We start from the raw sequence: 19,520 nt of genomic DNA, 5'->3' as shown, positions 1-19,520 counted from the left end.
GTGGCCGATCTCGTACTCATAGAGGGCTGAGTCCTTACCGCCCCGATCCGGTGCGCCGGTCATATGGTTCGGGTTGCCTACTGCATCAGACTGATTCGCGAAGTGCAGCGACGAGCGAAACGTCTGCCAGAGCCTGGCAGACGTTTCGACGGTCAACTTCTCAGCTGTTCGAGTCGTCGTCGTTGCTTGGCGGCGCGTTGTGGTTACTCGGAGGCCGGTTGCGATCCTTCTCGCCCTCGTCGTGGAGGCATTTCTGGAAGGCCTTGAAATCCTTGGACTTCTCTGAGCAGGCCACGATCGTGTCGCCGTTGACTGCGGTGGCGGGACCAGCCAACAGGGCACCCGCCGCTGCGAGGATGGCCAGCGCGGCGGCTGTGATCGGAATCTTGCGCATTCGAATCCCTTCCCAAATTTACGGACGTATTCCTGGCGAACAAGACCCCGGGACGGCCCGGCGTCGAGCAACTGCGGGTAGGTCACCCCAGCAGCGGTTGCCCTCCCAGCATTCGTCACCGGCACTACTAGCGGATGGAACCAACGATGCGGCGGCGCGCCGGTTTCATCCACCGCCTCGCAGCACCACGCGACCAGGGGCGTTCGGCTTCGCCGCAATCCCAACCCCCTCCAGCCTGAGGTCGCGCGCGTCGAAACGGGCGTCAGTGGTCGAAGTCTTGGTCCGTGAGCAGCCGGACCGCGAACAGGACGCCGACGCGCAAGTCGGCGGAGATCCCGTCGCCGTCTTCGTCGTTGAACCGGGCACGCTTGTCCTTGTTCTCGCGATTCCGGGGGTCGCGTATCGGCGCAGGTGCGGAGCTGGAGTTGTTCACACGCATGGCTGCCGTATCTGCGATGTCGGTGCCGTAGCGGTAGCCTGCGTCGTATCCTCGGCGATCACCACGGTGTTGCCGCCCAACTGTTTCGCCTGATACATGGCCGAGTCCGCGCGGTGAAACAACGTTCTGGGTCGGGGCCCGAGGTGCTGGAACCCGGGCCCCGTCGGTGCACACATTGCGGCTCCAACGCTGGCGGTGATCGTGATCGGTAGACCGGGCATCGTCTCGATGGCGCTGCGCAGCCGCTCGGTGAGGACGTCGATAGCCGCGCCTTGTAGGTAGCCCACGATGGCGAACTCCTCACCGCCAGTGCGTGCGACGGTCGCATCGGGCTGGGCTGCGGCGCGCAGGCATTCGGCGGTTTGTACCAAAACCTCGTCGCCGAAGGCGTGACCGAAGGTGTCGTTGACGGATTTGAACCGATCCAGGTCCAACGCCACGACGTACACATCGTCGTTGACGCCGCGTCCCACGAACCGCGCCAACTGCGAGTCCAAACCACGCCGGTTCAACAGCTTGGTCAACGGGTCGGACAAGGCATCGAGCCGTAATAGCCAGTGGCAGAACTGCACGGTGGGCAGCACAACGCAGGTCACCACCAGATCGGCCACCACGACCGATGCGGCGAGGGCGAAATTTCTCGCACCATGTCCGGTGTGCGCGGGCCCACCGGTGACCAGCAAGGCGGCCATCAACACAACCGATAACAGCGACCAACCGAAATGCGTCGCCAGGACTCGCGGACCATGGAAAATCGTCACGTACCCACCAGCGGGGACCAGCATGACGACGCCCAACGCTCCGAGTAGCCGGTCCTGGACCATCACGTTGTTCGCGGTGATGCCGATATCCATGACCGCCACCCACGCCAGCGACTCCGCTTCCCGCGGCCACGGCAACAACCACCAGCGCACTGTCCACACTCCGGCCACTGCGGCCCCTGCGATTGCCTGCGTATGCCCCACCGGCCCTTGCTGACCCGCATCCGACTTCAAGGTCAGCATGGTGATCAGCACCATTCCTACGCCACCAGAGCCGATCATCAATCGCAACGGGCGCAGCGCGGAACGGGATTCCAGCGTCTCGATCAGCCAGCGGTAGTCGCCCCGGTCACGCCACCAGGCTCGGAACATTGAACAGATATCGGTCATCGAGTCACCGCCTCACTTAGGCAATACCGGTCACCGCTCGGTTGGGGGAGATGGTTGTTGTCAGACTGTGTCGGTCGAGTTCGTCACGACCGCGTGGGCGGCTGTGCGTCGCCCAATTTCTGTAGCAGTGTTCGCAATTGGCGGGCGTCGGTGTCGCCGAGCACGTCAGTGATCCATTGTTCTGTCGCTGCGGCTTGCGCGTAGGCGCGGGCACAGCGGTCTCGCCCTGCATCGGTGAGCTGTATTCGGCGACGGCGGCGATTGGCTGGATCGGTGGTCTTGTCTATCAGGCCGCGATCGCTGAGGCGGTCGACCAGGGTGGCGAGGGTCGATTTGTCGATCGAGGTCAGTTTGCCGAGCGAGGTTTGATCCTGGGCGCCGTATTCGGTGAGCGCGGCGAGCACGGAGAACTGCGGCGCGGTCAGATCCCGGCCCTGTAGCTGCCAGAACGTGGTAGCGGACTGCGACGCCCGGCGTAGCTGATGCGCAATACCGTCCGTGAAATCGGTTCCCACGATGCTTGCCATCCTTCCCATGCCCCGGTACATTCTGTGTACGGAACTTCCGTATACGGAACGATAAGGCAATGCTGCGTCCGAAGCAAGTCCTCACAACCCCTGAAACGGAGTCACGATGACCACATCCAACCCTCTCGCCACCGTCGACCAGGACCTGACGGGCGTGGTGGGCAAACACCTCATCTACACCTATGACAACGGCTGGCAGTACGAGATGTACGTCCGGAACGCCACCACGATCGACTACCGCATTCACCACGGCATGGTCGGCGGCCGCTGGGTCACAGGCCAAGAGGTCGACCTCGTCCGCCTCGGCACCGACGACTACAAGATCTCCTGGACCGAACCCACCGGCACCTCGGTGAGCGTCACCGCCCAGCCCGCACGGCGGCGTCTGCACGCCGTCATCTTCTTCCCGCAATGGATCCAGCAGCACCCCGACCGCACGGTGTGCTACCAGAACGAGCATCTCAAGGAGATGGCCACCTACCGTGACCACGGTCCGACCTACCCGATCTACGTCGTCTCCGAATCCGCCGACATCACCTACCTCGAAGACTGCGGCCCCGACGACGACACCGTGATCGCCTGCGATCCCAAGGATTTGCCCGCGGGCTATACGGCCCGGACCAACTAACCGAGCACGTGAGGCATACATGAGCGGCGCGCCGCACGATGGCCGGACACCACTGGTGTTTCACCAGTTGGTCCATCAGCGATCAACGAAGGCCGGCGCCAGAACCGGGCGTACGCAATGTGCCAGTTCTGGATCCGATGAGTCTGCCGGTTCACAGCCGGCACATAGACACACCACAGTGTGCACCGAGGGTTCGGGGTGATGGTGGGACGATGTCCACAATGACCACTGGGAACAGTGCGGCGGAACGAGTTGTCATGCGACGAGCCGATGGCAGCGCCATCAACGTGCTCGTGGTCGATGACGAGCCGGTGCTCGCCGAGATGATGTCGATGGCGTTGCGCTACGAGGGCTGGGAGGTCACGACCGCCGGTGACGGGCGTACCGCCGTCAGCAAGGCACGCGACACCCGCCCGGACGTGGTGGTGCTGGATGTGATGCTGCCTGACATGACCGGGCTCGAGGTGCTGGCCAAATTGCGTGCGCAGATCCCGCACCTGCCGGTGCTGTTGCTGACCGCGAAGGATTCGGTGGAGGATCGCATCGCCGGGCTGACGGCGGGCGGGGACGACTATGTGACCAAACCGTTCAGCATCGAGGAGGTGGTGCTGAGGTTGCGCGCACTGCTGCGCCGCACCGGGGTGACCACCGAAGATAGCGGGGCCCGGATCGTGGTCGGTGATCTGGTGCTCGACGAGGACAGCCACGAAGTCACCCGGGCGGGTGAGCTGATCACGTTGACCTCTACCGAATTCGAGCTGTTGCGCTTCTTCATGCGCAATCCCAAGCGGGTGCTGAACAAGGCACAGATCCTGGACCGAGTGTGGAGCTACGACTTCGGCGGCCGGTCCAATATCGTGGAACTGTATGTTTCGTACCTGCGGAAGAAGATCGACAGCGGGCACGAACCCATGATCCACACTCTGCGCGGCGCCGGATATGTCCTCAAGCCCGCAGGCTGAGCCGGTGCGGCGCGTACGGCCGCCGCGACAATGGTCACTGCGGGCGCGTTTGCTGTTCGGCCAAGCGCTTTTGCTGGTAGCGGTTGTCGCCGGCATCGGGGTGGCCACCGAACTGGTATTGGGGCAGTTCATGGTGCACCAGCTCGATAGCGAAGTGATTGATCTGCAGAAGCGTTCCCTCGCCGACAGTGGTGGTGGCCCCAGTCTCGGACCGCCACCGGTCGACCAACCGCCGCAGCGTGTACGACCCCCCGCGAGTACGGGCCCGGCGCCGGACTTCCTGGATCGTCGCGGTATACCACCGGGCGCGGTCGGAGCGATCGTCGACGAAGGGACTGTCACCAAGGCGGCGAAGATCGGTTCAGACGGTACGCAATCAACGCTGTCGGGCACTGCTTTGCAGCAGGTGGCGGTGGTCCCGGCGACAGGTGATCCGGTGACGATCGACGTCGACGGCCTCGGCCGCTATCGGGTGGTCGCCTCCGCCAACTGGACGGGCCAAATCGTTGTTTTCGCTTTACCTTTGGCCGCTGTGGACGCCACGATGGTGCGGGTGTTGGTTGTTCTGGTGATCGGCACGGTCATCGTGCTGATCGTGGCGCTGACCGTCGGTATCTGGCTCATTCGACGTGCGCTCGCACCGTTGGATCGGGTCGCGGCGACCGCTGCCCGGGTGGCCGATCTGCCATTGGCTCGCGGCGAGGTGGCGCTGGCTGTGCGGGTCGCGGCGGCGGATGCTGATCCGCGTACCGAGGTCGGTCAGCTCGGCTCGGCTGTCAACCGGATGCTCGATCACGTCACCTGCGCGCTGTCGGCACGGCATGACAGCGAGACCCGTGTTCGCCGATTCCTCGCCGACGCCAGCCACGAACTGCGCACCCCACTGGCCGCGATCCGCGGTTATGCCGAATTGGCGCAACGCAAACACGCCGAGGTGCCCGCCGATGTCGCCAACGCGATGAGCCGAGTGCATTCGGAATCCCGGCGGATGACCGCCTTGGTAGAAGATATGTTGTTGCTGGCCCGGCTGGATTCCGGGCGTGGTCTCGAACACGAGCCGGTGGATCTGACTCAGCTCACGGTGGACGCCGTCAGCGACGCGCATATCGCCGGGCCGCGGCATCAGTGGAATCTGGAGCTGCCCGATGATCCGGTGATGATCGCGGGCGACGCATCGCGGCTGCACCAGGTGCTGGCCAACCTCTTGGCCAACGCCCGCGTCCACACCGAACCTGGGACCACGGTGACAGTGTCGCTGGAGATCGACGGTGCGGGGGCGGTGTTGCGGGTGAGCGACGACGGACCTGGGATTCCGGAAGCCTTGCAGTCGGAGGTCTTCGAGCGTTTCGCCCGGGGTGACTCGTCGCGTTCCCGCAGGGCCGGCAGTACCGGACTCGGGCTGGCGATCGTCGCCGCCGTCGTTGCCGCACACGGTGGTGAGATCTCGGTCGACAGCCGCCCGGGGCGTACGGAATTCACCGTCCGGCTGCCCGATGCCGAGGTCGCCGTCGCGCGCTGAGCGTGACCGTCACACAGCTGAGTCACAGCGCCGGCATGGGTGGTGACCAGGTGGGGCCACCAAGATCGAAGAGTGACTAGCGACCTCGCGATCTGATCCTCATCGAAGCTTGAAGGAGACCGAAATGGGCTACCCCGCCACCGAATTCGTGCGCCAGTTCCGTACCGCGGTTGTGCCCGCGGCGGGTCTGGGCACGCGCTTCCTACCGGCCACGAAGGCGGTGCCGAAAGAACTCCTGCCCATCGTCGACACCCCCGGTGTCGAGTTGGTGGCACAAGAGGCCGCCGCGGCGGGCGCCGAGCGGCTGGTTCTGGTAACCGCGCCCGGAAAAGAAAGTCTGGCAGCGTATTTCGCCGAAAGTCGCGAACTGGAACAGACGCTGGTCGAACGCGGTAAGACCGCCCTGCTCGCGAAAGTGCGCCACGCCCCGAATCTGCTGACCGTACGAACCGTACTGCAGCAGCGCCCCCTCGGACTCGGGCACGCGGTACTACAAGCCGAACAGGCGCTCGACCCGGACGAGATCTCCGTAGCCGTCCTGCTGCCCGATGATCTGGTCCTGCCCTGCGGTGTACTCGACGCGATGTCGCGAGTGCGGCGCAGGTACGGCGGCAGCGTGCTCTGTGCCTTCGACGTGCCGCGGGCCGAAGTGGGCGCCTATGGCGTCTTCGATGTCGCGCCCGCCGACGGGGATCCGAATGTGTTGCGGGTCAACGGAATGGTGGAAAAGCCCGCCCCTGCGGACGCGCCGTCGACGTATGCCGCAGCGGGTCGCTACCTGCTGGATCGCGCCGTCTTCGACGCACTGCGTGCCATCGGCCCCGGCGCGGGCGGCGAACTCCAGTTGACCGATGCCATCGCCCTGCTCATCGCGCAGGGCCACCCGGTGCACGTTGTCGTGCATCGGGGAACCCGGCACGATCTCGGCAATCCCGGTGGGTATCTGCGTGCCGCGGTGGACTTCGCGTTGAATCGCACCGAATACGCGGCGGGGCTGCGGGTTTGGCTGCTCGATCGGCTGGGTGTCGATGACGTGCGGCACTCCGGTGCCGCGTGAAGACACCTCATCGGCGCGACCTACTCGGGCGCGCCGATTTTCACAGCCAGCGCATAGCTGAGGCAAAGATCGGACCCACAGCACGGTCAGACCATGGTGTTATGACTATCGCTACCTTCAGGTCTCACTCGGGACCCACCACATTCCAATCCCGGCCCAACGCCGCCGAGGACGCCCGGTCACGCGGCGTACCGGTGCTCGACGTGGTCGTGCCGGTGTACAACGAACAAGCCACGCTGGCGGATTCGACACGTCGACTGCACCGCTATCTCACCGAGACGTTCTGGTACCCGTTCCGGATCACCATCGCAGACAACGCCAGCATCGATGACACCCCGGGCATCGCCGCGGCGCTCGCGGCAGAATTCGCCGAGGTCCGCGCCGTCCGACTGGAGCAGAAGGGGCGCGGTCGGGCCTTACACGCGGTGTGGTCGGCGTCGGACGCGCCGGTACTCGCCTATATGGACGTCGACCTGTCTACCGATCTAGCCGCGCTGATGCCGCTGGTCGCGCCGTTGGTCTCCGGGCATTCCGATCTCGCCATCGGCACCAGGCTGCGCCGCTCCTCGCGCGTGGTCCGCGGACCCAAACGCGAACTGATTTCGCGCTGCTACAACTTCCTGCTCCGCTCGACCTTGTCGGCTCGTTTCTCGGATGCCCAGTGCGGATTCAAGGCGATCCGGGCTGATGTCGCCGACCATCTGCTGCCGCTGGTCACCGACACCGGCTGGTTCTTCGACACTGAACTGCTGGTGCTCGCCGAACGCAGCGGGTTGCGGATCCATGAGGTCCCGGTCGACTGGATCGACGACCCGGACAGCCGCGTCGACATCGTCGCCACCGCGACCGCGGATCTGAAGGGCATCGCCCGGCTGCGCAGAGGGTTCGCGACCGGCGCCATCCCCATTCAAGCGATTGCCGACCGGCTCGGCACGACTCGTCGCCTCGCCACCCACTGACCTGCCGACCACGAGAGGCTCGAATATGACCATCACCGAAGCGCCGGTTGAGCACGCGGAACGTCCGGGGTCCCATGACCACCGACAGACCCGCGCGTACAAATTGCTGTTCGGCTCACCGGATCAGCCCCGATGGTCACGCCCTGGGCTGCTGATCTTGCTCGCGGCTACGGCAGGGCTGTATCTATGGGGTCTGAGCGCCTCCGGATGGGCCAACGAGTTCTACGCCGCCGCGGTGCAGGCCGGCACACAGAGCTGGAAGGCGCTGCTGTTCGGTTCACTCGACGCCGGCAACGCGATCACCGTGGACAAGCCGCCGGCCGCACTGTGGGTGATGGGTTTGTCCGGGCGGCTGCTCGGCTTCAGTTCGTTCTCGATGCTGCTGCCGCAGGCCCTGATGGGTGTGGCATCGGTCGGTCTGGTCTATGGCACGGTGCGGCGCTGGAGTGGCCCGGCCGCCGGGCTGCTCGCCGGTGCCGCGCTCGCGCTGACGCCGGTCGCCGCCTTGATGTTCCGGTTCAACAATCCCGACGCGCTGCTGGTGCTGCTGCTCGTGGCGGCGGCCTACTGCACGGTCCGCGCCACCGAGCACGGCAGCGGACGCTGGATCGCATTGGCCGGTGTGGCAGTGGGTTTCGGCTTTCTCACCAAAATGATGCAGGCATTCCTGGTGTTGCCGGCACTGGGACTCGTATTCCTGGTCGCGGCCCCGATCGGCTTCTGGCGGCGCGTCGTCGCATTGATCGGCGCCTGCGCGGCGATGGTGGTCTCGGGAGGCTGGTTCGTCGCGCTGGTCAGTCTGTGGCCCGCTGATTCGCGCCCATACATCGGCGGATCGACCGACAACAGCCTGCTCGGGCTCGCCCTCGGCTACAACGGTCTAGGCCGTGTCCTGGGCGGGGAAGGCAACGGCGGCGGCGGCAACGGAGGGGGCGCGAACAGCACCGCTTTTGGTGGTAGCACCGGCCTGACCCGCCTGTTCGGGGACTCGATGGGCACCGAAATCTCGTGGCTGCTGCCCGCCGCGCTGATCGGTCTGGTGGCGGGGCTGTGGTCCACTCGCCGGACCCCGCGCACCGGAGGTACGCGCGCGGCGCTGATGCTGTGGGGCGGTTGGCTTCTCGTCACCGGCGTCGTGTTCAGCTACATGCAGGGCACCATCCACCCGTACTACACGGTCGCTCTCTCGCCGGCCATCGCTGCGCTGGTTGGGATCTCGGTGGTCGAGCTGTGGCGCAGCCGCCAGTTCGTCACCGCGCGTATCGCACTCGCTGCGATGTCGGCAGCGACCGGAGTCTGGAACTTCATCTTGCTCGACCGCACGCCGGACTGGTATCCAGCGCTGCGCTGGGTCGTGCTGATCGGTTCGATCCTGATCGCGGCGGTCGTGGTGATCGGCGCGCACCGGCTCGGCAAGTTCACCGCCGCCGTCGCGATCGCCGGACTGCTGTTCGGACTCGCGGGCACCACCGCGTACGCGGTCGAGACGGTAGCGACGCCGCACTCCGGTTCCGTTCCTACCTCAGGTCCGGTCGTGGCAGGCAAGGGTATGGGGATGGGTGGGCCGGGCGGTCCGGGCGGTTACAACGAATCATCGTCGGACGCACAGTCATCCGATGCGAGCGCGACCGACCAGCCGCCTACCGACGCTGCTACCGACCGCGAGGGTGGCCGGGGCGGCTCGGTGTCGAACAGCGTCGAACTGCAGCAGCTGGTGCGCAACACCGACAGTCGTTGGGCGGCCGCGACAGTCGGCTCCCAGTCGGCGGCGAGCCTCGAATTGTCCACCGGCACTTCGATCATGGCGATCGGCGGTTTCACCGGCAGCGACAATTCGCCGACCCTGGCCCAATTCCAGCAGTACATCGCCAACGGCGATATCGACTATTTCATCGCCGGCGGCGGTATGGGCGAGCGGAACGCGACATCCGACAGTGCCGGGAACCAGATCACCGCATGGGTGCAGGCGCACTACACCGCGGTGACTGTGGGTGGCACCACGGTCTACGACCTCAATAAGCCGATCAGTTCCTGAATTGCCACAGCTTGGACGCAGCCGCTGCCAAGCTATGCGGCATCGATTTTCCCGGGGTCACGTCGAGAAAGTGTGCTGTCGAGGAAAATGCTGCTCTTCGGTCCAGCAGTGTGAATTTCGGCGACGGACCGAAATGCGCTACAGATGAGCTGACGGCTCTATGTAAAGGTTGCCGATGTCTGATTATCCAGGGCTTAATTCTAATGCAATCACTTTGCGGCAGTTCGATTACTTTGTGAACGCGGTTCAACTCGGCTCACTCACGGCCGCCGCCAAGCGGTTCGGAATAACACCGTCCGCGATGTCGCAACAGATCGACGCGTTGGAGACCTCGCTCGGCCGAAACGTCTTCGAACCGCAGTCGCGCCGGTCGCGGCTCACCGAGTTCGGCCGCGAGTTCTTCACCCAAGCCGCCGAGGTCGTCGAGTCCGCTCGGCAGGCAATGGCCATGGGGCAGACCTTCGGAGAAGGGGTGCTGACTATCGGCACCACCCCGATCATCGCGCAGAAGTTGCTGCCACCGCTCATCTACCGGATGCGGCAGGAACGACATATCGACGGCATCGAGATCGGGACGTTTACCGATGTCCGCGAGCTCAATGCGGCCCTGGAAGGAGGTGCGCTCGATCTCGCCATCGGACCGCTGGGGCAGTTCAGCTCACGGGTCGTGCACTGCTTCGGCGAGGAAGAACTTGTCGTCGTCTGCCACCCCAGCCAGCGCAACAGCTTCGACGGCTCGTGGCAACAACTGGTCGAGGCGCCGTGGATCCGCTGCGGCGCGAATTCCGATCTCGCCGACACCGTTTCGCGTGAGGCGGGCCGCGTGGGCGTACATGTTCGCTTCGCTGTCCTGGCCCCTGACGTGACCACCGCGCTCAGCCTGGTGGAACACGGAGTCGGAATCGCCCTGGTGCCGAAGATGGCACTGCACGGATCGGCCAGGCTGCTGTCCATCATTCGACTTTGCCGTCCGATTCATCGGGAATTGACGGTGCACGCCCAAGACGCATCGGTACATGTCGAGAAATTCCTCGAGGTCGTCAGCGACTCGGAACTCGTCCGGAAGCTCGGCGCCACGGGTCTGCTGGAGGTCCGGCGGACGGAGCCCGAAGGGGTACGTCGCCCACCATCGCCAGTCGGGCGCCAGCCCCGGTGACACTGCTGATACGCAGATATCGGACCACGGCGGTCTACTAATTTCTTGTTGTCTGGTTTGTCGAGAATTTATGCCGAACCATGTCAACTCTATGGATGGTTTGCCGATCGGCTCATAATTCGATTCATCGGGCATGCCATGGAACCCCTTTATCGCCGGTGTGCCACAGGCGATACACAGGTCGCGGCAACCATCCGTTAAGAGTCCTTTTATAGGTTTGGCTGGTGCATTCCAAAGCGATCCTCCAACCTGCGCACGGCAATTCGAGGAGTGTTCATGACAAATTCATCCGTGACAACTCGATCCTCTTCACGATATTCGGATAGAGCCTCTCCGGAATGGGCGGTTTACCCCGAAGAGATGGCGGCGCCGCAGCGCACGCTGCTGGATATATTCGCCGCGACAGCCGCCGCGTTCCCTGCCGCCGCGGCGATCGATGACGGCCAGACCAGGCTCGATTACCACGCGCTGGCTGAGCGGGTGGCACGCGGAGCGCGCGAGCTACGCCAGGCGGGGATCGGTCCCAGCGATCGGGTCGGAATATCCTCGCCATCCGGCAAGGCCGATTTATACATTGGAATTCTCGCCGTTTTGGCAGCAGGTGCGGCCTATGTGCCGGTAGACGCCGATGAGGCTCCCGAGCGTGCCGAGATGATTTTTCGTGAGGCAGGGGTGTGCACAGTTCTCGGCGCCGGGAACACGCTGCGCCTGCGCGCCGATCTCGCCCTGCCGAGCGGCCGGGATCACGCACCCGAACCCACCGATGACGCCTGGATCATCTTCACCTCCGGCTCGAGTGGCACACCGAAAGCGGTCGGTGTCAGGCATCGGGCCGCGGCCGCGTTCGTCGACGCCGAAGCGTCACTGTTCCTCCAGGAATCCCCGCTCGGCCCAGGTGACCGGGTGCTGGCCGGACTGTCGGTCGGATTCGATGCTTCGTGCGAGGAAATGTGGTTGGCCTGGCGGCATGGAGCCTGCTTGGTGCCTGCCCCGCGATCGTTGGTACGCAGCGGCGAGGAACTCGGTCCGTGGCTGGTCGACAGGAAGGTCACGGTGGTCTCGACGGTGCCGACCCTGGCCTCGCTGTGGCAGCCGGAGGCATTGGCCGGTGTCCGGCTGCTGGTTTTGGGCGGGGAGGCGTGCCCACCCGAATTGGTGGAGCGGTTCGACCGGGATGGCCGCGAGGTGTGGAACACCTACGGTCCGACCGAGGCGACCGTGGTGACCACGGCCGCGCGGCTACGAGCGGGCGAACCGGTACGAATCGGGCTGCCGCTTACCGGTTGGTCGGCCGCGGTCGTGGATCCGGCCGGTACTCCGGTCAACTGGGGGCAGACCGGCGAATTGATCATCGGTGGCGTCGGTTTGGCGCGCTACCTGGACGAATCCAAGAACACCAAGGCATACCCCGCGTGGCCGGAACTGGGCTGGTCCCGTGGCTACCGCAGCGGTGACCTGGTCCGGGCCGAGCCCGAAGGTCTCGTCTTCGTCGGCAGGGCCGACGATCAGGTAAAGATCGGCGGCCGGCGCATCGAACTCGGCGAGGTGGAATCGGCGCTGCTGGAGCTGCCCAGCGTAAGCGCGGCGGCCGCCGTGGTGCGCGACAACGTGGTCCTGGTCGGCTATCTACTGCTGGACAACGAGGTCCAGGACTTCGATCACGAGCTGGCACAGCAATTGCTGGCCCGGCGGCTGCCGCACGGGGTGGCCCCGACACTCGCCGTGCTGGCGAGCTTTCCGTTGAGCGCATCGGGCAAGGTCGACCGTAAGGCGCTGCCTTGGCCGTTGCCGAGCACCGGGGCGTCGGCCGAACTCACCGGAGACCTCGGTTGGATCGCTGGGCACTGGCGGCAACTGCTCGGTGTCGAACCGGCACCGGACTCCGACTTCTTCGGCCTCGGCGGGACGAGTCTTGCCGCGGCGCGGCTGATCTCGCTGCTGCGGCAGCGATTTCCCCAAGCCGCAGTCACTGATATCTACCACTATCCGACCCTCACCGCGCTCGGCGAACGGCTCGCTTCGTTCGGACACACAGAGGATCGGGTTCGTTCGGTAGCTCCAGTCCGTCCACCATCGAGGGTCGCGGCGGTGGGCCACAGCCTGCTTTCACTGGCTCTGCTGTGCTTCGTCGGTGTGCGATGGACCCTCGCTGTGCTGCTGAGTACGTCAGTATTCGGTCTGCTGACCGGCACCGGCACCACCTCGACGCCTCGCTGGCTCACCCTCGGCGCCGGTGTGCTGATACTGCTGTCCACGCCGGGCCGGTTGCTGCTCACCGCGGCGGTCGCCCGGGTACTGACCGCGCGGCTGCGTCCCGGCGAATACCGCAAGAGAAGTTGGCACCATCTGCGACTCTGGACCGCCGAACGGTTCGCCGTCGTGGTCGGGCTCACCGGCCTGCCCGGCACTCCCTGGAACCTCGCCTATGCCAGGCTGCTCGGAAACAAGATCGGTGCGGACGTCGACCTGCATGCGCTGCCACCGATCACCGGGCTCGGCCGGTTCGGCGACGGCTGCGCCGTGGAACCGGAGGCCGACCTCTCCGGCTGGTGGCTCGATGGCGATGTGCTGCGGGTCGGCACAGTCGAGGTGGGCGCGGGCGCCGCCGTGGGTGGCCGAGCCACCCTGATGCCCGGCGCCGTGGTCGGAACCGGCGCACGGGTAGCGCCAGGAACCAGTGTGGACGGCGTCGTACCAGCCCAGCCGCGACGCTCTGGGAAGCCACGGCGGACATGGCGCTGGCGACTGGCCTACGCACTCACCCCGGTGCTTTCGGGCTCGATCACCGTGCTGGCGCTGATGCCCAGCGCGTTCGCTGACGCCTGGCTGAATAGTTCCGGCAGCGGCGATCTGCTGACGCACTCGGCCTGGATGGTGCCCCTGTTCGCGGTGGTCTACCTGCTGGTCAACTTGCTGCTGACGGCTGTGTTGATCCGGGTCGCCGGGCGTGGTCTCCAGGCCGGTGACCACCCGGTGCATAGCCGGGCAGGCTGGAGCGCGTGGTTGATTCAACGCACCACGACCAGCGTGCGGAACACCGCGTTCCCCATCTACGCCAGTATGGCGACCACGGTCTGGCTCCGGCTGCTCGGCGCCCGCATCGGACAGCGCACCGAGGTGTCCACCGTCGTCGGTATCCCACAGCTGATGTCGGTCGGCGCGGGCGGTTTCCTCGCTGACGATTCAGTGCTCGCGCCCTATCAACTGGGCGGTGGTCGAGTACGGCTCGGTCCAGCCACGGTGGGGGACCGTTCCTTCATCGGAAACTCCGCCGAGGTCCCCGCGAACCACATCGTCGGCGCCGATGCACTGATCGGCGTGCTGTCCGCCGCCCCCGCCGACTCGGCCACGGGCAGTTCGTGGCTCGGCAGGCCGAGTATCGTGCTTCCCCGACAGGCCGAAAACACCGACCAGGACCGGACTTACCGACCACGTCCTGGTCTGGTACTGGCCAGGGCGCTGGTCGAAGCCACCCGGGTAGTGCCACTCGCGCTCAACACCGCACTGGCCTACGCGGTGTTCCTCGTGCTGGCCCAACTGATCACCACCGAAGGCCTGCTGCCTGCCGTGCTGTGCTCGGGTGCGGTCGTACTGGCCGCCGGCCTAGTCGGTCTCGGGTTGGATGTCGTGGCGAAATGGTTGCTGCTCAGGCGAATTCATCCCGGCGAACATCCCTTGTGGAGCAACTTCGTCTGGCGCAACGAACTCGCCGCTGTCTACCACGAGGAACTGGTAGGACGGTGGCTCGGCCCGACGACGCTGGGCAGCCCACTGTTCAACATCGTGCTGCGGGCACGCGGCGCCAAGATCGGCCGAGGTGTGATCTGTGAAACCAGCTTGCTGCCCGAACCCGACCTCATCTCCCTCGGCCACGGCGCGGTGATCAACCGTGGCTGCGTGATCCAAACCCATCTGTTCCAAGATCGGATACTGCGACTCGGCACCATACGACTCGCCGCAGGCAGCACCCTCGGGCCGCATTCGATCACGCTGTTGGATACCGACCTCGGAACGGCCAGCTCGGTCAGCGCGAACTCACTGGTCATGCGCGGCGAAACGCTGCGCGCGTACGGCCGGTTCGCCGGTAACCCAGTCGCACCGACGCGCTGACGGAGGGTCAGTTCGCCGTTGTGACTCGCGCCACGGCGGATTCGTCATTGCGGTCGAAACCGCGCGCAGTGCGCACACGCCCCATGCCCGTCCGCCGATCTCGCCGTCACCTCCACGCTGTTCGGCATCGCGAGCCCATCGTGGGCCGTCGACACTGGTTCCAGCCATCCCTTGGTAATCACGATCGGATCGTGCCGCGCGTTGGCGCCGACAAAGCGGTGCGGGCCACGACTATTACCTGGATGTGCGCGGAACGAAGGTCACAGCAATTTCACCGTTGCGGTATCCGCAACAGCGGGATACTGTGCTCGAATCTGACTGATTGGTACGTAAAAATTGCAAATACGATCAACACTCTGAAGCGGAGCTTTCATGAATGATCAGTTGCCCGCGCCTGACCTGCTCGGGACCGTGGTCGGATGGGTCCTGTTGCAGCCTTACTCGTTGATCCAGAACGTCATCGCGTTCTTTGCGGCGATTCGATAGCGGCCATGGTCGCGGGAAGGGGCACGCTGATGGGCATGCGAGCCTTAGGTTGTCTTGGCGCTGTTATGGCGACCGCCGCGACCCTCGTCGCGCTGAGTCCCGCCGCGACTGCTGTGCCGTTCCCCGGCGGTCAGGCGACGACCGTTTTCATCCCCGGCGCGGATGGGGTTGCGCTCAACGCGGTCGTGCTGGCGCCGCCGGATCTGCATGCGCACCGCAACGCGCTGGTCTTGCAGCCGTCCGGATGGGGCATGCCCGCGATGGGCAGCCTCGGTTCGGCGGTCAAGCTGGCGACCGGCAACGACGTGGTGTCGATCGAGTACACCGCGCGCGGGATGTACCTGTCGCAGGGCGAGGTCGATCTGTTCGGTGCGAAGGACGCCGCCGACGCGTCGGCGATCATCGACTGGGCGGTGGCCACTCTCAATGTCGACCCGCAGCGGGTCGGCGTCGCGGGCGGCTCCTACGGTGCGGGTATGGCGTTGATCGCGGCGGCGCATGATTCGCGGATCAAGGCGATCGTCGCGGATTCACCGCCGGGTGATCTGGCCTTCTCCATCGCGCCGAACGACACGGTCAAGTCCGCCAGTCCCGAAGTCCTGGCGGCAGCGGGCGTGTCGACCAACCGGTTCGGCGTGCCGCTGACCGAACTCGGCCTGAAACTGATCTCGAGCAACGATCCGTCTTCGGTGAAAGCGTTGCCGCAGAACAAGGTCGCCGAATACGCACTGCCGGGCCTGAACGCGAACAACACCGCCGTGTTCCTGGCGCACGACTGGCAGGATTCGCTGCTGCCACCGGGGCCGTCGATGGATATCTTCGATCGGCTCACCGGGCCGAAAAAGTTGATGATGCAGCCGGGTGATCATTCCACCGGGGGTGGCGCCGGGCAGGTGGGCGGGCTGCCGAATCCGGTGTGGGACAGGGCCGAACGCTGGCTCGACCATTATCTCAACGGCGCCGACAACGGCATCGACCGGGAGCCGACGGTGCTCTACAAACCGGCAAACGGCGGTGACTACCAGCCATTCGACTCCGTCGCCGCGGCGACCGAGCCGATCCGGTCCTATCCGCTCTCGCCCCCCGTGGCGGGCACGCTCGGCGCGAACCCGGGTGTGCCGTGGGCGCAGCCGCTGGTGTCCGGCCCCACCATCGCCGTCTCGGTGGTCCCTTACCTCACCGGTACCGCCGCGCAACTCGGTGTGGCACCGACGTTTCCGCTCGACGGCATCGATCGTAATGCCGCGGCAGTCTGGCGTTCCGCGCCCTTCGACGGCGGGACGCGGTTAGCGGGCAAGCCACGCCCGAACCTGACGGTGATCCCGTCCACGCCGGACTTGACCCTGATCGGCATCCTCTACGACGAGGATCAGAGCGGCGGGAAGGTGATCAGCCAGTTCCCGGTGACCCGACATGGCTTGCGTCCGGGCGAGCCGACCGCGATCGCCTGGGAGCTGGGGCCGACGGACTGGAATGTGGCTGCCGGACATCGGCTTACGTTCGTCGTCACCACCCAGGACCCCGTCGCCTATGCCAGCGCGACACCGTTGGGCAGCATCGTCACCCTCGCCGCGCCGTCGAGTATTGATCTCCCTGTCGCGGCTCCATGAGCGTCGCGCGTCGACCGGTGGTCATGGTGTTGGCGGCCTTGCTGCTCTGGGGTGCGGCGATCGTCGAGTCGGCGGGATCAGTTGTCGCCCAGGCGAATCCGAACCTGCCCACGACCGTGCCGAGTGTTCAGGATTGGCGACCCGGCGGCGAGGGTTTCGCGCTCAGTGCGGCTGCGCGGATCCGCGCGAGTCCGGAACTCGCTTCGGTGGCACAGCAATTCGCCGCCGACCTTGCCCGGGCCGGTCGGGGAGCGTACCCGGTGGTGATCGGTGGAGTAGCTCAGCCGGGGGAGTTGGCACTGCGCATCGACCCGGTCGCGCCTGACCGGCCCGAATCGTATCGGATCGATATCGGCACCACACTTTCGGCGAGCGCCCGGACGCGGCAGGGCGCGATCTCGGCCTCCCAGACCATGCTTCAGTGGTTACGGCAGTCCCCGGCCGTCGTCGGCGGTACGGTCCAGGACTGGCCCGATTATCCCGAACGTGGGCTGATGCTCGACGTCGGTCGCGAATTCCTCACCGTCGCATGGGTGAAACAACGAATTCGGGAACTGGCCTACTACCGGATGAACACGCTGCATCTACACCTGTCCGATACCGGCGGGTTCCGGGTACAGAGCGACAATCACCCAGAGATCACCTCGCCGCAGCATTACAGCAAGGATGACATCCGCGAAATCGTCTCCTACGCAGAAGAATTCGGTGTCGAAATAGTCCCTGAGATCGGCTTTCCCGGCCACACCAACGGCTTCCTGGCCGCCCACCCCGAACTGAAACTGCAGCCCGCGTCGACCTCACCCGCCGACGCGGTGACCGATCGGCTGCTGGCGGGCAGCCTCGATGGCCGGATGGATTTGACCAACCCGCGATCCTATTCGCTGATCGAAGATATCTTCCGCGAGTTCATCCCGCTGTTCCCTGGCCGGTACTTCCACATCGGCGGCGACGAATACGTCACCGACTACAGTCGCTTCCCCCAGCTTGCCGAATACGCTCACCGCGTCCTCGGTCCAGGCTACGGGCCCGAGGATGTGCCCGCCGCATTCTTCAACTGGGCCAACGCAATCGTGCGGTCCTACGGCAAGACCACCCGCATCTGGAACGACGGAATAGCCCATGACACCCGTGTTCCGGTCGACCCGTCCATCGTCGTCGACTACTGGACCGCGGGCGGCGGCATCACGCCGTGGATCGGGACCGGCAAAACACCAGGGCAGTTCGTAGACGAAGGCCGATCGATCCAAAACGCGGCCTTCACCCCGACCTACTTCGCCACCGGTGGCTACGCGACACCACTGAACACCGCACCGGAGCTGCTGTATGCCTGGGACCCTGGGCTTTTCATCAACGGCCAGCGCCTGACCCCCGCCCAACACGACCACCTACTCGGTTCTGAACTGCACATCTGGTGCGACGACCCCGTTGCGATGACCGAAGACCAAATCACCGCACCCCTGCTCGCCCGGCTACCGATCATGGCCCAGCAGTTATGGTCTGGCACCGGCGATGCCCCTTATCCGATATTCACCGACCGAGTGCAGGCGGCCGGGTTGCCGTAGCGCTACCTGCACCCAGCCATGCACAGACGACAGGACTACCGGAATGCACTGCCCGACAAGGACTTCTGCGCTCGCAGCAGCGCTGCTGGCCACTGTAGTACTCGCAGGCGCCCTTTCGGGGACCGCGCACGCGGGCCAGACACAGCTGCCCGCAAATCCGGACTGTCATTCGGCATCGCATCCGAATCCCGTTGTGCTACTGCACGGGACGATGGACAGCGACAGAGTCTGGGATGCGCTCACTCCGCTGCTGAGCACGAACGGGTACTGCGTCTACTCGCTGAATTACGGCGACGGTCCCCGAACCCCGCTGCTGGGGTACGGAATCGGCCCGGTCGCCCGATCGGTCGACCAGGTCGCCGGATTCATCGAGCAGGTACTCCGACGAACCGGCGCACCACAGGTCGACCTCGTCGGACATTCCGAAGGCGGCGTGATCGCCGAGTACTACACCAAGAACCTCGGCCGGGCCGCACAGGTACACGCGGCGATCATGCTCGCACCGCCCACCTACGGCACCACGTTCAACGGTCTGGTCACCCTGGCCGACCATAGCCGGGCAGTGCGCGAGACCGTAGACGCCGCAGTCGGTAACGTCATCTGCCCCGCCTGCGCCGACATGACCGCGAATTCCGCGTTCATCACCGCCCTCGACACCGGCCCGATCGCGCACACCGGCGTCCGCTACGCGGTCCTGGCCACCCGCTACGACACTGTCGTCACCCCGGCAGGACCCGTCTCCTTCATCGCCGAACCCGGAGTCACCAACCAGTACATCCAAGACCTTTGCCCCACATCGAAAACGACGCATCAGCAACTGCCGCGCGATCCGATCGCCATGCACTGGGTACTCACTCAACTCGCCTTGGCCGAGCCTGGGTAGATGAACCGTCACGGGTTTGGGGCCGACTTCCTTCTTGAGGAA

General features: G+C 65.3%; 14 protein-coding genes and 1 pseudogene. 11 read left to right on the top strand and 4 right to left on the bottom strand.

Annotated features, from left to right (window positions below; all coding sequences use genetic code 11):
• Nucleotides 1-160 precede the first annotated feature (160 nt).
• The 4 genes from DBO33_RS26120 to DBO33_RS26110 all read right to left on the bottom strand — a co-directional run bounded on the left by DBO33_RS26120 (nt 161) and on the right by DBO33_RS26110 (nt 2,499).
• Nucleotides 161-394 (bottom strand): hypothetical protein, encoded by a 234-nt coding sequence (locus DBO33_RS26120; RefSeq protein ID WP_107657425.1) that lies wholly within the window; start codon nt 392-394, stop codon nt 161-163.
• Between the two features lie 262 nt (nt 395-656).
• Entirely contained in the window at nt 657-833 is a 177-nt protein-coding gene (locus DBO33_RS43055; RefSeq protein ID WP_159080530.1) for a hypothetical protein, read from the bottom strand.
• Entirely contained in the window at nt 824-1,984 is a 1,161-nt protein-coding gene (locus DBO33_RS26115; protein WP_107657424.1) for a GGDEF domain-containing protein, read from the bottom strand. Before DBO33_RS26115 ends, DBO33_RS43055 begins: the two co-directional genes overlap by 10 nt.
• Before the next feature lie 83 nt (nt 1,985-2,067).
• Nucleotides 2,068-2,499 (bottom strand): MarR family winged helix-turn-helix transcriptional regulator, encoded by a 432-nt coding sequence (locus DBO33_RS26110; RefSeq protein WP_159080529.1) that lies wholly within the window; start codon nt 2,497-2,499, stop codon nt 2,068-2,070.
• A 118-nt stretch (nt 2,500-2,617) separates the two neighbouring features.
• Here DBO33_RS26110 and DBO33_RS26105 point away from each other — a divergent pair, with 118 nt between their 5' ends.
• The 11 genes and pseudogenes from DBO33_RS26105 (at nt 2,618) to DBO33_RS26055 (ending at nt 19,478) form a co-directional block, all read left to right on the top strand.
• Nucleotides 2,618-3,139 (top strand): phenolic acid decarboxylase, encoded by a 522-nt coding sequence (locus DBO33_RS26105; protein ID WP_107657422.1) that lies wholly within the window; start codon nt 2,618-2,620, stop codon nt 3,137-3,139.
• A gap of 257 nt (nt 3,140-3,396) precedes the next feature.
• A complete protein-coding gene (locus DBO33_RS26100) occupies nt 3,397-4,101 on the top strand; it encodes a response regulator transcription factor (protein ID WP_107657421.1) in 705 nt (234 codons plus the stop codon).
• Nucleotides 4,079-5,620 carry a sensor histidine kinase gene (locus DBO33_RS26095; RefSeq protein WP_107657420.1) on the top strand — a complete coding sequence of 514 codons (1,542 nt, stop codon included), beginning with the start codon at nt 4,079-4,081 and terminating at the stop codon, nt 5,618-5,620. The genes DBO33_RS26100 and DBO33_RS26095 overlap by 23 nt, the downstream gene beginning before the upstream one ends.
• 124 nt (nt 5,621-5,744) lie before the next feature.
• Nucleotides 5,745-6,677, top strand: a complete 933-nt coding sequence (locus tag DBO33_RS26090; protein WP_107657419.1) for a UTP--glucose-1-phosphate uridylyltransferase — start codon at nt 5,745-5,747, stop codon at nt 6,675-6,677.
• Nucleotides 6,678-6,778: 101 nt separating this feature from the next.
• A pseudogene (locus DBO33_RS26085) lies at nt 6,779-7,627 on the top strand (glycosyltransferase); the annotation flags it as partial.
• A 34-nt stretch (nt 7,628-7,661) separates the two neighbouring features.
• Nucleotides 7,662-9,671 (top strand): ArnT family glycosyltransferase, encoded by a 2,010-nt coding sequence (locus DBO33_RS26080; protein WP_107657417.1) that lies wholly within the window; start codon nt 7,662-7,664, stop codon nt 9,669-9,671.
• A gap of 175 nt (nt 9,672-9,846) precedes the next feature.
• The gene (locus DBO33_RS26075) at nt 9,847-10,827 is read left to right on the top strand and encodes a LysR family transcriptional regulator (RefSeq protein ID WP_107657416.1); all 981 of its coding nucleotides are present in this window, start codon (nt 9,847-9,849) and stop codon (nt 10,825-10,827) included.
• Nucleotides 10,828-11,187: 360 nt separating this feature from the next.
• On the top strand, nt 11,188-14,937 hold the full coding sequence (locus tag DBO33_RS26070) for a Pls/PosA family non-ribosomal peptide synthetase (RefSeq protein WP_107657415.1): 3,750 nt from the start codon (nt 11,188-11,190) through the stop codon (nt 14,935-14,937).
• A 551-nt stretch (nt 14,938-15,488) separates the two neighbouring features.
• Nucleotides 15,489-17,033: a CocE/NonD family hydrolase gene (locus DBO33_RS26065; RefSeq protein WP_159080527.1), complete on the top strand. Its 1,545-nt coding sequence runs from the start codon at nt 15,489-15,491 to the stop codon at nt 17,031-17,033.
• Entirely contained in the window at nt 17,030-18,595 is a 1,566-nt protein-coding gene (locus tag DBO33_RS26060) for a beta-N-acetylhexosaminidase (protein ID WP_107657413.1), read from the top strand. The genes DBO33_RS26065 and DBO33_RS26060 overlap by 4 nt, the downstream gene beginning before the upstream one ends.
• Nucleotides 18,543-19,478, top strand: a complete 936-nt coding sequence (locus DBO33_RS26055) for a lipase family alpha/beta hydrolase (protein ID WP_107657412.1) — start codon at nt 18,543-18,545, stop codon at nt 19,476-19,478. The genes DBO33_RS26060 and DBO33_RS26055 overlap by 53 nt, the downstream gene beginning before the upstream one ends.
• Nucleotides 19,479-19,520 lie beyond the last annotated feature (42 nt).

Origin of the sequence: Nocardia suismassiliense (assembly GCF_900269665.1) — a bacterium.
GTDB classification, from domain to species: domain Bacteria; phylum Actinomycetota; class Actinomycetes; order Mycobacteriales; family Mycobacteriaceae; genus Nocardia; species Nocardia suismassiliense.
The sequence above is the reverse complement of the archived record's forward strand: the minus strand, read 5'-3'. Positions and strand labels throughout refer to the sequence as shown.

Bases quoted from the DNA above. Each gene is read 5' to 3' on its own strand.
- DBO33_RS26120 (WP_107657425.1), bottom strand. From the start codon at position 394: ATGCGCAAGATTCCGATCACAGCCGCCGCGCTGGCCATCCTCGCAGCG.
- DBO33_RS43055 (WP_159080530.1), bottom strand. From the start codon at position 833: ATGCGTGTGAACAACTCCAGCTCCGCACCTGCGCCGATACGCGACCCC.
- DBO33_RS26115 (WP_107657424.1), bottom strand. From the start codon at position 1,984: ATGACCGATATCTGTTCAATGTTCCGAGCCTGGTGGCGTGACCGGGGC.
- DBO33_RS26105 (WP_107657422.1), top strand. From the start codon at position 2,618: ATGACCACATCCAACCCTCTCGCCACCGTCGACCAGGACCTGACGGGC.
- DBO33_RS26100 (WP_107657421.1), top strand. From the start codon at position 3,397: ATGCGACGAGCCGATGGCAGCGCCATCAACGTGCTCGTGGTCGATGAC.
- DBO33_RS26095 (WP_107657420.1), top strand. From the start codon at position 4,079: ATGTCCTCAAGCCCGCAGGCTGAGCCGGTGCGGCGCGTACGGCCGCCG.
- DBO33_RS26090 (WP_107657419.1), top strand. From the start codon at position 5,745: ATGGGCTACCCCGCCACCGAATTCGTGCGCCAGTTCCGTACCGCGGTT.
- DBO33_RS26080 (WP_107657417.1), top strand. From the start codon at position 7,662: ATGACCATCACCGAAGCGCCGGTTGAGCACGCGGAACGTCCGGGGTCC.
- DBO33_RS26075 (WP_107657416.1), top strand. From the start codon at position 9,847: ATGTCTGATTATCCAGGGCTTAATTCTAATGCAATCACTTTGCGGCAG.
- DBO33_RS26070 (WP_107657415.1), top strand. From the start codon at position 11,188: ATGGCGGCGCCGCAGCGCACGCTGCTGGATATATTCGCCGCGACAGCC.
- DBO33_RS26065 (WP_159080527.1), top strand. From the start codon at position 15,489: ATGGCGACCGCCGCGACCCTCGTCGCGCTGAGTCCCGCCGCGACTGCT.
- DBO33_RS26060 (WP_107657413.1), top strand. From the start codon at position 17,030: ATGAGCGTCGCGCGTCGACCGGTGGTCATGGTGTTGGCGGCCTTGCTG.
- DBO33_RS26055 (WP_107657412.1), top strand. From the start codon at position 18,543: ATGCCCCTTATCCGATATTCACCGACCGAGTGCAGGCGGCCGGGTTGC.